Source organism: Thainema salinarum CENA647, assembly GCF_057732415.1.
Genome location: NZ_JBYJZJ010000022.1, coordinates 2538298 through 2551982, shown reverse-complemented (window position 1 = coordinate 2551982; position 13685 = coordinate 2538298). Strand labels below are relative to the sequence as shown.

Sequence of the window (13685 nt, the reverse complement as noted above, 5' to 3'; positions counted from 1 at the left end):
TGACTAAATTTCATGACAAAGCCTGAAGATTGCAGGCTATTAAGGAATTCTGCCGTGTGTAGGGGATCTTGCTATACATGGAGATAGATTATCTCGTCATTCACCTCATTTACAGCCTGCCCTCATGGATCGTCATCCCGTTCAGATTGACCCGTTAAACAGTCCTCATCCGATTCCGTGGAATTGGGTGGTGGCAAACCAAACGGAGTTTACCACCGAACAGCTCACTGACACCGAATCAATCAATCGGTTCTACCGCAGCCAGTCGTTGCGTTCTCCCAATCAGCGCTATGCTGCCTACAGCCGCATTCAGCTTCATCTGGCGGCCAACACAACGCGGCATCGAGTCAGCAGTATGCTGTTCATTGAAAATCTCGAAACTGGCAATCTGCAAACCATCAATATTACATCGCCGCTGTTTGGTCAGCCTTTTTCAGATGCAGCCGCTACTCCCCCCGGTGCGATCGCAATTGTAGTTCCGATCTCTTGGTCAGTGGATAGTGAGCGGGTACTGGCGCGAGAATTTGAGTCCATTTTCGGCAGTGACATTGCCTCCGACTATGCCGTTGTGTGGGACTGCAACGAGCAGCGCAGCTATACCCTATCGCCTGCTGGTATGGAGTATAACCACGCCATTCTGCTGGGCTGGAGCCAAGCAAATCCAACCCGCATTCTGTTCAAAACGGGCATGATGGGCGACGAGGACTGGCTGTATTGGACGGTTGACGCATCTGGCGATACGTTTCCTGCGCCGGACGACCAGCCCACCATTCACGGCGAAATTGTGCACCATCTTTGGGCAGGGCCACAGTCACGACGTTGAGTTACATAGGAGCGAAGATGTTGTTACGTAGGGGCGAATGGCCATTCGCCCCTACCAGGTGTCATTCAGCGACAGTACGCAACTGCGAGTTAACATCTGCGGTTGTTTGCACTGTTTTTACGTAGGTCTTTTCTGTATCCGTAAACGGTTCAAAGTGCTGCTTGGCCAGCACATCCACGGTGGCATCGGCGATATCGCCTGTGCGCTGCTGGATGCGATCGCGCAGTACCTCGGCTGGCGCATCACAGTAGACAAACGTGAGCGAGATGTCGTGTCCTTCGGCCTGTTCGATCACCTCCTGCCGCCGTTCGACGCGGTCATACTTGGCATCCAGAATCACCTTGTAGCCTTGGTAGGCCAGCGTTAACCCCAGCTCCAGCAGCCGACTGTAGGTTTTCTCATTCATTTCCGGCGTGTACAGATCATCTCCCCCCCGCTGATTCAGTGGAATGCCGCCGAGATGCTTGCGAACCGCATCAGAACGAATGTGAATCGCTTGGGCCAGTTTCGCCAGCTGTCGGGCCGTTGTCGTTTTGCCGGAACCGGATAAACCCGCCATCACAAACAGTTGTCCCTGCGTCGGCTGCGCCATCTGCCACGCCAGTCGATAGTAGAGAGCCGCGTTTTGCTCAATATCAGCTTTTTCCGCTTCTGGAATCGACGGATCGCCTAGCAAGAAGGAAGTCACTTTAGCCCGCACGTAGGACTGACGGCTGACGTAGAGCGGCAGCACCTGCAATCCTGCCCAGTCGCCCGTGCGCTCGACGTAAGCATTGAGGAACACTGTACTCAGATCGGCGCGATCGCGGGCGTGCAGATCCATCACAATGTAGGCAATGTCGAACATGACATCGACGAAGCGGAACGGCTTGTTGAACTCAATGCAGTCAAATAAATACAGCTTGTCCTGCCACAAACAAATATTCCGCAAATGCAAATCGCCGTGGCACTCACGAATCCAGCCCTGCTCCCGCCGTTGCTGAAACAGGTCGGCCTGCTCAGCAAAGAACTGATCCGTATATGCCTTTGTCTCATCAAACTGCTGCTGCGTCTGCGGCCCGCCGATATACTGCACCGTCTGATCGTAGTTCTCGTCAATCGACTGTCGAATCGCCGGAATTTCACCATAGGAGCGCACTTCGTCACTGGTTGGCGCGCTGAGATGGAAATCTGCGATCGCACCTGCCAACCGCTCCAGCAGCGACTCAGTTAGTTCTCCCCGGTCAAACACCTCAGTCAGTAGCGCCGCCTGGGGAAACTGCACCATCTTGACCGCATATTCCACGGGTTCACCATCGCCATTGAGTTGATACTGGTCGCCCGCTTGTGTAATCGGTATGACATCTAGATATAGTTCAGCCGCCGCCCGCTGATTGAGCCGAATTTCTTCCTGACAGAAGTGATGCCGCTTTTCCAGGGTGGAGTAGTCGAGAAAGCCAAAGTTGACGGGCTTTTTCAGCTTGTAGGCATACTCCCCGGTCAGCAACACGTAGGACACATGGGTCTGCAGCAGCCGAATCGCAGTTTCGGTCACCGCATGGGGATAAAACTCAGGCTGCATCATCTGCTGGATTAAAGAAGGGAGAGCCGTCTCAGTCATGAATGGTCTACGAATCTTAATAACGTCTTCCTTATTCAATCAGGTCAAGGCTCAAACTGAACGAAAGATCTCGTGTAGATCCGCTGTTTGATGCAAAAGTTACGACCAACCCAGCTCAGCCGATGACCTCAGCTTGTAGCTTAACCAAGCAATCGCATTAGCAGCGATCGCGCTGGCATCAGTCAAAGCTCCATCCACATCTAGCGCTTTGCGAGTGTGTTATGAGGGGTAGAAGAATTTTGAAAATATTGCGACGCAATATTTTCAAAATTCTTCTACCCCTCATCTCTAACTTTCACAGGCTACTAGGATACGGTTACGCCCGTGTCGTGAATCTGGCTGGCCTGCTGAGCATGACTGCGCTGCATAGCCGCTTCGACCAGACCCCGGAAGAGCGGGTGGGGATTATTGGGCCGCGACTGGAATTCGGGATGGAACTGGGCCGCAATGAAGAAGGGGTGTTCGGGGCATTCAACAATTTCCACCAGACGACCATCCGGGGATGTACCGCTCACCGTGTAGCCCGATTCAATGAACAGGTTGCGATAGGCGTTATTGAACTCATAGCGGTGGCGATGGCGTTCATAAACCACTTCTTGTTGATAGAGCCGACTGGCCAACGTATTGGGCACGACCCGACAGGGATAAAGCCCTAAACGCATGGTGCCACCCAAGTCCACAACATCTTGCTGTTCGGGCAGCAGGTTAATCACCGGATTGCTACAGTTGGGGTCAAACTCAGCGCTGTTGGCATTTTCCAGACCTGCCACATGCCGAGCCCATTCCAGAACGGAGCACTGCATCCCCAGGCACAAGCCTAGATAGGGAATCCCTTGTTCGCGGGCGTAATGAATTGCGTTCACCTTCCCGTCGATGCCGCGCGTGCCAAAGCCACCGGGGACAATGATGCCGTCTAGATGGCTGAGATAGGTTTCGGCATCGCTCGTTTCCAGATCCTCTGAGCTGACCCAGCGGATATTCACTTCAGTTTCAAGTGCGATCGCAGCATGTCTCAAGGCCTCCATGACCGATAGATAGGCATCGGTCAACCGCACATATTTACCGACAATTGCCACGTTGATGGTGTGGCGCGGACGATACAGTCGCTCCACCAGCGTCTTCCACTGGGAGAGATCCGGTTCCCGCTGCTCCATCTGCAAGAGGCTCAGCGCCTGTTGCGCCAGTCCTTCCCGCTCCATCATCAGCGGCACTTCGTAGATACTGCCCGCATCTTGAGCCGTGATCACCGCTTCCACGGGCACATCGCAGAATTCCGACATCTTATCTTTGAGGCCGGGTCGCAAGGGGCGATCGCAGCGGCAGACCAAAATATCGGGCTGAATACCAATTGAGCGCAATTCTTTGACGGAGTGCTGGGTAGGCTTGGTCTTCATCTCACCCGCCGAGGGAATCCACGGCACCAGCGTCACGTGCATATAGAGGACATTTTGCCGCCCCACATCCTTGCGGAACTGACGAATTGCTTCCAAAAAGGGCAGGGATTCAATATCGCCGACGGTGCCGCCAATTTCGGTAATGACTACGTCAGGATTCGTGTTGTTGGCTACCCGGTGAATCCGTTCTTTAATCTCACCCGTAATATGGGGAATGACCTGAACCGTGCCGCCCTGATACTCGCCGCGTCGCTCTTTGTTGATCACGGCCTGGTAGATTGAACCCGTCGTCACGCTATTGAGGCGAGACATGGAGGTATCGGTAAAACGCTCGTAGTGGCCCAAATCCAGGTCAGTTTCTGCGCCGTCTTCGGTAACAAAGACTTCACCATGCTGAAACGGACTCATCGTGCCCGGATCGACGTTGATGTAGGGATCGAGTTTGAGAATTGACACGGAATAGTCTCGCGACTTGAGCAAGCGCCCCAAACTCGCTGCCACGATCCCCTTGCCAATACTCGAAACGACGCCACCCGTCACGAATACAAACTTAGCCATAGAACCCTTAGATATAGAAATTCACCGAATTAACCCATTAATTCTGCCACAGGGATTGTTCTGCCGAGGTGGTTAAATCCAAAATTCAGTAGATTTGACAATACCTCCTAGAGCGGAAATTTGGCTGCGGCAATACTGAGCAAGCTCATAGCTACATACCAATAGCGGCATCTCGTAAAACGGGAGAAGAGTACTCCGCTGTTTTTATACACGTTTATTTGATGCCAACCTACTTATGGGAACTAATTGTGTTAGTTCTACGGTCACTCATACCGAATTTAGCTGCAAGATACCACTCCCTTTTGGGAAAAGTAGGCGCAAGTTTTGATAATCATCAGTAATGGTGAGTATAGAAAGTCCGGTTGAGAGCCGAGTTTTTGTGAAATGCTGGCTCAGAGCATTTTGCAAAGCATAACTTCAATTCCCAGATATGGACGTGATGTTAGGAGTTCACGATGAGCGAGTTTTTACAGGTAGAAATATTGGGTAATTCACTGGCAACTTATTTGATTGCCTTAGGCACATTTGGGATTGGTATCACGATCATTCTGTTGGTGCGAACCTGTGTGGTGTATCGACTGAAGCGCTGGGCCCGGCGCACAACCACCGATTTGGATGACCGCCTGATCCGCATTCTGGAAAAACCAGTCACGTTTCTCCTGTATCTGGGCACGTTTCACCTGAGTTTGCGTGACCTGGAACTGCGACCCGCCATCGAAAAGTCAATTGATATCGTCATTCTGATTGCCGCTACGGTACTCGCGATTCGGCTGCTGGGGGCACTGATGGAGTACGGCGTGCGGATCTATCTAGTATCCAAGGACGCCGATGCGGGTCTGCAAAAAAGCATGGGCGCTTTAATTCCCGCCATCAAAGTTGTGATCTGGGCGATAGGCATTGTCTTTTTGCTGGATAACCTGGGCTTTGATATCTCTGCCGTGGTGGCCAGTTTGGGGATTGGTGGAGTTGCGATCGCACTTGCCTCGCAAGGGGTCTTACAGGATTTATTCAGCTATTTTTCGATTTTGTTTGACCAGCCGTTTGAAATTGGCGATTTCATCATCGTTGGTGATCTAATGGGCACGGTGGAAAGCGTTGGCATCAAAACCACACGCGTTCGCAGCTTGGGCGGCGAAGAAATTGTCTTTGCCAATACCGACATCACCGGATCGCGCATTCGCAACTTCAAGCGTATGGAGGGTCGCCGAATTATCACCAAATTTGGCGTGATTTACCAAACCCCGGTAGAACTGCTCAAGCAAATTCCCCAGATGATTCAAGATATTGTCGAGCGAACGGAAAATGCCGTGTTTGAACGGGCTCACTTTGCCGGATATGCCGAATCTAGCCTCAATTTTGAGATGGCCTATTACGTTCTGAGCAACGACTACAAGATCTATATGGATGCTCAGCAGGAGATTAATCTGGCGCTCAAAGCTGCGTTTGAACAGCATCAGATTGAGTTTGCCTATCCCACTCGTCAGCTTTATGTACGTACAGACGTCGCTCAAACGAACGGACACGACATCAGCCATCCTTATGCTTTTCTAGAAGAATCCGGTTCTTGATTTTCGCTGTCCTCAGGCGATTGGCCTCAAAACTATTTTTCTCCAAAATGAAGTTAAAGGCAGGTATCGAGCGCATTGCGTCGGATACCTGCTTTTTAATTGGGTCTGAGATCAATCAAAGAGATAAAGCAAACTAATCGAGCCGAACCGGGATCTAAACCAATAGTGACTGTTAGGAATGCGGGATTTACGGCATCATAGAGACAGATATAGGTAAAAATTCTTAACAATCTATTCCAACGATTGAGATAAACGAGTAAGGAGGAACCCTTATGGTTGCTGTTGCCGAGCCGAAACAGAGTCGCCTGACAATGCAGGTGGCCGAGCTTGCCACCGACACCACCGCGATTCGCTCCCTCGACTGGGATCGCGATCGCTTTGATATCGAGTTTGGGCTACAGAACGGCACCACCTACAACTCGTTTATCATTCGCGGCGAGAAGGTGGCGCTGGTAGACACCTCCCACGAAAAGTTTCGGGATCTCTACCTGGCGACCCTGCAAGAGCAGATTGATCCCGCCGAAATTGATTACCTGGTGATCAGCCACACGGAACCCGATCACAGCGGTCTGGTGAAAGACGTTTTGGCTCTGGCTCCCAATGTGACCGTTGTCGGTTCCAAAGTTGCGATTCAATTCCTGGAAGAACTGGTCAATCAGCCCTTCAAGCAAGAAATCGTTAAAGGCGGCGACAAGCTGGACTTGGGCAACGGCCACGAACTAGAGTTCATCATCGCGCCCAATCTGCACTGGCCGGATACCGCTTTTACCTACGACCACGGCACCCAGATTCTTTACACCTGCGACGCCTTTGGTCTGCACTACTGCACCGACGATCTGCTGGATGTTGACCTAGAAGCGATGTCGCCGGATTTCCGGTTCTACTACGAGTGCCTGATGGCTCCCAATGCCCGGTCAGTGCTGTCTGCTCTCAAGCGGATGGACAAGCTGGATGCGCCGATTACCACGATTGCCGTTGGTCACGGCCCTATCTTGCAGCACAACGTCGATGAGCTAGTGGGCCGCTACCGCGAGTGGAGCCAGGCCAAAGCCAAGGCGGAAACGACGGTTGCTGTTTTCTACGTGTCTGACTACGGCTATAGCGATCGCATTTCTCAGGCGATTGCGCGCGGGATCAGCAAAACGGGCGTCGCGGTTGAAATGGAAGACCTGCGCTCCGCCGATCCGCAGGAAGTCCAGGAACTGGTCGGTCGCGTTCAGGGTGTCGTCATCGGTATGCCACCCGCGACTGCAACTGCAGCCCAGGCCGCTTTGAGCACGATTCTAGCTGCGGTCAAAGATAAGCAGTTCTTCGGCCTATTCGAGTCCTACGGTGGCGATGACGAACCCGTTGACCCAATCATGAATAAGCTGCGAGAACTGGATCTGACACCGGGATTCGATCCGATTCGGATTAAAGACGTGCCAACGGAATATATTTATCAAGTTTGCGACGAGGCGGGTATTGACCTCGGTCAAGAAATGACCCGCGATCGCAAAATCAAAAAGGTCAAATCCATTGACGCGGATCTAGAGAAAGCCCTGGGTCGAATCAGCAGCGGCCTCTACATCATCACCGCCGGACGGGAGCAGGTGAAAGGGGCAATGGTGGCCTCCTGGGTGTCTCAAGCCAGCTTTAAGCCCCTGGGCTTTACGGTGGCTGTCGCCAAAGACCGAGCGATTGAATCGCTGATGCAGGTAGGTGACACATTTGTGCTTAATATTTTGGAAGAAGGCAATCACCTGGGCCTGATGAAGCACTTCCTGAAGCGATTTGCGCCTGGTGCTGACCGTTTTGAAGGTGTGAAAACCTATACGGCTGAAAACGGTTCACCCATTTTGGCTGACGCGCTGGCCTACCTGGAATGCGAAGTCGCCAGTCGCATGGAAACCAGCGATCACTGGATCGTCTACTGCGTGGCTAAGGACGGTAAGGTTTCCGACCAAGAAGCTCGCACCGCAGTCCACCATCGCAAAATGGGTAACTATTACTAAATGCTACGTGAGGCAATGCCCAATCTTGTAGGTTGGGTTGAACACAGTGAAACCCAACAGCGTTGATTGTTTTGGGTTTCGTACCTCAACCCAACCTACGTCTTCAGGTTAATTACGCACATTTACAGTACTGTAGGGGCGGGTTTTGCCTATGTGTATCGAGCAAAATCACCATTTGGCTGCTAAACCCGCCCCTAGCTCAGCGTTTAGGATCGAATCCTAAATTGAGCGATTATAACGATCGTTGGCCGACGTAAACCTCCAATCCCCAAAACCATGACTGTAACCTCCTCACCCCTGACTCCTCACTCCTCACGCTCAAAGCCTCGCGATGTGCAGGTGTTGCCGATCGCGGCTCAAACAACTGTGATGCGATCGCGCAGTTGGAGTCGGCTGCGGTTTGAGATTGAGTATGCGCGGGAGAAGGGAACGACGGCAAATTCGTTTGTGATTCAGGCCGACAAGATGGCGCTGTTTGATCCGCCGGGTGGGTCGTTTACGGAGATTTTTCTGCAAGCGCTACAGGAGCGGTTTGATCCGACTAAGCTGGACTACGTGATTGTGGGGCACGTGAATCCCAACCGGATGGAGACGCTGAAGTCGCTGCTGGAGATTGCGCCGCAGGTAACGCTGGTATGCTCCAATCCGGCAGCGTTGACGCTGCGGGAAGCCTTTAAGGAATCCGGTCAGCCGCTCAATATTCAGGTGATTAAAGGTGCAGATGAGACGCTGGATTTAGGCATGGGCCATGTTCTGCAATTCATCCCGACTCCCAATCCTCGCTGGCCGGATCACCTGTGTACGTTTGACCCGCAAACGCTGGTGCTGTTTACCGATAAGCTGTTTGGCGCTCACGTCTGCGGTGACCAGATTTTCGACGAAGGCTGGGAAACCTTCATGGAAGATCGGCGCTACTACTACGACTGCTTGATGGCTCCCAATGCCCGCCAAATTTCGACCGCGCTCGATAAGCTAGCGGATGTTTCGCCAGTGCGGCTGTATGCGACGGGGCACGGGCCGCTGGTGCGCTTCGGCCTAACGGAGTTGACCAACGACTACCATCACTGGAGTAAGCAGCAGAGCACCTACGACACGATGGTGACGCTGATTTACGCTTCCGCTTATGGCAACACGGCGACGCTGGCAAATGCGATTGCACGTGGCATCACCAAAGCTGGAGTTGGGGTCGAGTCGATCAACGCCGAGGTTTCTGACACAAAGGAAGTTCAAGCGGCAATTGAGAAATCAGCCGGATTTATTATTGGGTCACCAACCCTGGGCGGCCATGCGCCCACGCCGATTCAAACTGCACTCGGTACGATTTTGTCCACGGCGACGACGAATAAGCTGGCAGGCGTCTTCGGCTCCTTCGGCTGGAGCGGTGAGGCCATTGATTTGCTGGAGGATAAGCTGAAAGACGCAGGTTTTTCCTTTGGCTTTGAGCCGATTCGGGTCAAGTTTAAGCCCGACGATGCCACGCTCAAGTTCTGCGAAGAGGCGGGTACGGACTTTGCCCAAGCGCTGAAGAAAACCAAGAAGGTCAAAGCTCCCCGCCAGCCCGCCACGTCGCTGGAACAAGCGATCGGTCGCCTGGTCGGTTCGCTCTGCATCGTCACCGCCAAGCAGGAAAATGTATCGAGTGCGATGTTGGCGTCCTGGGTGTCTCAAGCCACCTTCAGCCCGCCCGGATTTACCGTTGCTGTCGCCAAAGATCGAGCCGTAGAATCCCTCCTTTTCCCCGGTTCGCCCTTTGTGCTAAATATTCTGGCGGAAGGCAAGCATATTCCCCTGATGAAGCACTTCCTCAAGCCGTTTAGCCCTGGCGAAGACCGATTTGAAAACGTAGAAACTGACGAATCGAGCCAAGGCTTGCCCATTCTCAAAGATTCGCTGGCTTATCTGGAATGCCGCGTCAACAGTCGGATGGAGTGCGGCGATCACTGGGTGGTGTATGCCGTGGTTGAATCGGGTCAGGTGCTGGATGCCGATGCTAAAACCGCTGTGCATCACCGGAAATCGGGCACGCATTACTAAGAAGATCTAGAAGCTGTTCCTAATATAGAAATCATCACGCCTTTTTAAGTAGAAAGATTAATTTGATTTTCCTGCTTGATTCGGTATGATGGGAAACCAGCTATAGTTTATCTGAACTATAGCTGGTTCTCTCTCTAGTTCGTTTTTATAGGCAAATCAACAATTTTGGTTTTGCAAATTGGAATGAATCAGCTTTATGGTGACAGTCTCGATCCAAAAGATTTGAGAAATAACAAGTTACAAGACACTGATCGCGCATTTCACGATTGGTATCGTTTTGTTCTATCCTTTCCACCACACTTAGTACGCAGCTATATCCAGAAATTTGAGCTTTCGGATCAATCCACTGTTCTCGATCCGTTCTGTGGAACGGGTACAACAATTGTTGAGGCCAAAAAAAATCTTATATCTGCTGTGGGAATCGAAGCAACGCCAATGTCCCACTTTGCATCTCAAGTTAAAACAACTTGGAATATTGATGTTGAGTATATGATGAAGCGTGCCTCTATTATCAGAGATAATGCTTTACAAAATGAAGAAAATTCTCTTGAATTAAAGACGCTCACGAATGCTCAATATTCAGTAATTCTAAGAAATTCTATATGTGAAAAACCACTCCATAAGTGCCTACTTTTATTAGAGTTGATTTTATTGGAGCGGAGTAAAAAAACAAGGCAAATTTTTTGTTTGGCATTAGCTAATGTTGCTGTTCATACAGCTAGCAACCTAAAGTTTGGCCCTGAGGTGGGAATTCGGAGGAAAAAACGAGAGGATGCCAAGGTTTTCGAAGCTTGGTACTCTCAGGTAGCACAGATGGCTGAAGATCTAATTGCCGTCCAACACCAGGCATATCCAAGGGCTAACTGCTATCTTGGTGATTCTAGAGATGTTTCTAAATTTTTAGACCATAGTTCTATTGATGCTGTCATTACATCCCCGCCGTATCCCAATGAGAAAGACTATACAAGAACAACTCGTTTAGAGTCAGTTCTACTAGGCTTTCTCAGCAACAAAAAGGAACTACGAGAGTTTAAGCAAAATTTAGTACGATCAAATACGCGAAACGTATATGTTGCTGACACAGATGATGATTTTCTGAATCCGGACAGCACAGTTATTCAGATTGCGAATGAGATAGAGCGCAGAAGAATTGCTCTTAATAAACAATCAGGATTTGAGAAACTCTATCATCGTGCTACTAGGCTTTACTTTGGCGGTATGAAACGCCATTTTGCTGAACTTCGATCTGTCCTAACGCCCGGAGCAAAATTGGCCTATGTAGTAGGTGATCAAGCCTCCTATTTACAAGTGCTTATTAGAACGGGAGAACTTTTAGCAGATATTGCGGTAGAACTAGGATATACCGTTAGCGACATAGACTTATTTCGAACACGAATTTCGACTGCAACAGGCGATCAATTGAGAGAAGAAGTCTTAGTCTTAGAGTGGAATCCATCTAAAAAAGTAAATTATTTCTCCATCCAATCTGATATGGCTATGAGCAATAACAAAGGAAATCGATACGATCAGTTGATTGAAAAAGTATTCTTTGATAACTATTCGGATGGAGATAGGGAAATTAATTTTGAGCGGGAAGAACTTGTATCTGCTGCACAAGATCTGCAAATAGAGACGCCTAAAAACTTAGGAGATATAATTTATTCCTATCGCTATAGAGCTGATCTGCCAGCTAGTATCTCGGATCTTCTAGATGCTGATGAAGAGTGGATTATTCGCTCAACTGGTAGAGGTCGCTATGCGTTTGTTAAGAGCAAAATTCACAGAGTAGAACCAAATCCGCTGTTGTCAAAAATAAAAATCCTGGACTCTACTCCAGAAATTATTCGTCGATATGCACTGAATGATGAACAGGCACTTCTTGCGATTCTTCGATATAACCGCCTAATTGATATCTTTACAGGAGTGACCTGTTATTCGTTGCAAAATCATTTACGTACAACAGTCAAAGATATTGGGCAAATCGAAACGGACGAAGTATATGTAGGTACCAATCAGCGTGGAGCACAATATATCATTCCTGTTCAAGCAAAGGGCAACAATGATAAATTGAGTATTATCCAAATTGAGCAAGATTTTAAGATGTGCGAAGACAAGTTTCCTGTTTTGGTTTGTCGTCCGATTGCCGCTCAGTTTATGGATGACAATCTTATTGCTCTCTTCGAATTTGAAAACATGGATGGTGAGGTAGCTATTAAAGAGGAGAAGCATTATCAGCTAGTAGAGAATCATGAGATGAGTTCCTCCGAAATCAGCATGTATAATTTCTAGCCTCAAACAAAAAAAGCGTATGTGGTGGGCGATCAAGCGTCATATTTGCAGGTGCTGATTCAAACGGGAACCCTCTTAGCTGAAATCGCAAAAGAATTGAATTACACCGTTTGCGATATTGAATTATTTAGAACTCGGCTTTCCAGTAAAACAGGAGAACAATTGAAAGAAGAAGTATTAATTCTGGAATGGAATCCCTAAATTTTTAATAGAAAATAGATCAATTGTAGGGGTGATTCTTGTGCATAAATGCTGGGTAGGGGCAGGGCTGATTTATTGATGAGAGAAAAAAGATAATGAGATAGGTAACCATTCTTGCACAACAACTAAACCATGAGCCTCATCAGCCATCTCAAGCAAATTCCAGACTTTCGAACTCAACCGCGATATCCCCTGTGGGTCGTGCTGCTTTTGATCATCATGGCAACGATGAGTGGGTGCTTGGGTTACCGAGCGATTGAAGATTTCGTCGAACGGCATCAAACGGTGTTGCTGGACTGTTTAGAGCTGCCTCACACCCGACTGCCCGCCTACTCAACGATCCGCAAGGTGATCGTGCGAACCAACTTTGAACACCTGAGTCAAGCCTTCAATGACTGGGCAACAACGGCATTTGCGCCCCAAACCGGAGAACAACTGGCCACCGATGGCAAGAGTATCAAGGCAACCGTCACAGACTATGACCAAAGTTATCAAGACTTCGTCAGTGTCGTCTCTGCCTTCAGTGTGCAACAAGGGGTCGTGGTTGGACTCCAATCGATGCGAAACCAACAGCAAAGTGAGATTGTCACCGTGCAGACCTTGTTAGATGTCTTGCAATTCAAAGGAGTTTGCTTCAGTTTTGATGCGTTGCACACTCAAAAAAACGGTTGAGCAGATTATTGCCAGTGGCAATGACTACCTGATGGCCGTCAAGCCGAATCAACCTAAGCTGTTTGAGCATCTGCGAACCCAGTTTGAGCAATCGTTACCCACCAGTTCAGATTGCCAAGTTGAACGAACGCGTGAGCGCCAAACAAGTCGTACCGTCAGTGTTTTGGAATCAGTCGCAGGGATAGACCCCGGTTGGGTTGGAGTCGAGCGCATGGTTCGAGTCGAACGAGTCGGAACTCGTGACAACCAGCCTTACACTCAGACCATGTTCTACATCAGTTCACTCCCGTTGGATGCCGTAGGCTTTGCTCAGCACATTCGCTCTCATTGGCACATTGAGAATCGATTGCATTGGCCAAAGGATGTCGTGCTTCATGAAGATCACGCCCCTTTGTGTGATGGTCATGCACCGACCAATTTTGCGATTGTGCGAACGATTGCGGTCAATCTGTTTCGCCAAGCCGGATTTGCCTCCATCACCAAGGGACTGCGGCATTTAGCCCACGATATCCCCCGTCTATTTTCCTTTTTTCAATAAATCAGCCCTGGGTA

Annotated in this window: 8 protein-coding genes and 1 pseudogene; 7 read left to right on the top strand and 2 right to left on the bottom strand. The window is 49.8% G+C overall.

Annotation, left to right across the window (positions count from 1 at the left end; all coding sequences use genetic code 11):
• Positions 1-124: 124 nt before the first annotated feature.
• The gene (locus AC286M_RS18105; RefSeq protein ID WP_488205719.1) at positions 125-823 is read left to right on the top strand and encodes a hypothetical protein; all 699 of its coding nucleotides are present in this window, start codon (positions 125-127) and stop codon (positions 821-823) included.
• A gap of 61 nt (positions 824-884) precedes the next feature.
• On the opposite strand, the gene AC286M_RS18100 is transcribed toward AC286M_RS18105, so the two are convergent.
• Both AC286M_RS18100 and pyrG read right to left on the bottom strand, forming a co-directional pair.
• Complete coding sequence (locus AC286M_RS18100; protein ID WP_488205718.1) at positions 885-2423, bottom strand: bifunctional aminoglycoside phosphotransferase/ATP-binding protein; 1539 nt, start codon at positions 2421-2423, stop codon at positions 885-887.
• 305 nt (positions 2424-2728) lie between these two features.
• The gene (pyrG, locus tag AC286M_RS18095; RefSeq protein WP_488205717.1) at positions 2729-4375 is read right to left on the bottom strand and encodes a CTP synthase; all 1647 of its coding nucleotides are present in this window, start codon (positions 4373-4375) and stop codon (positions 2729-2731) included.
• A gap of 455 nt (positions 4376-4830) precedes the next feature.
• On the opposite strand from pyrG, the gene AC286M_RS18090 reads away from it, so the two are divergent.
• From AC286M_RS18090 to AC286M_RS18065, 6 genes and pseudogenes are all read left to right on the top strand, one after another.
• Positions 4831-5943 carry a mechanosensitive ion channel family protein gene (locus AC286M_RS18090; protein WP_488205716.1) on the top strand — a complete coding sequence of 371 codons (1113 nt, stop codon included), beginning with the start codon at positions 4831-4833 and terminating at the stop codon, positions 5941-5943.
• A 272-nt stretch (positions 5944-6215) separates the two neighbouring features.
• Positions 6216-7937, top strand: coding sequence for a diflavin flavoprotein (locus AC286M_RS18085; protein WP_488205715.1), 1722 nt, complete (start codon positions 6216-6218; stop codon positions 7935-7937).
• A 276-nt stretch (positions 7938-8213) separates the two neighbouring features.
• Positions 8214-9971, top strand: coding sequence for a diflavin flavoprotein (locus AC286M_RS18080; RefSeq protein WP_488205714.1), 1758 nt, complete (start codon positions 8214-8216; stop codon positions 9969-9971).
• A gap of 165 nt (positions 9972-10136) precedes the next feature.
• Complete coding sequence (locus AC286M_RS18075; protein WP_488205713.1) at positions 10137-12260, top strand: DNA methyltransferase; 2124 nt, start codon at positions 10137-10139, stop codon at positions 12258-12260.
• A gap of 24 nt (positions 12261-12284) precedes the next feature.
• A complete protein-coding gene (locus AC286M_RS18070) occupies positions 12285-12461 on the top strand; it encodes a hypothetical protein (protein ID WP_488205712.1) in 177 nt (58 codons plus the stop codon).
• A gap of 132 nt (positions 12462-12593) precedes the next feature.
• A pseudogene (locus tag AC286M_RS18065) lies at positions 12594-13671 on the top strand (ISAs1 family transposase).
• Positions 13672-13685: the final 14 nt, after the last annotated feature.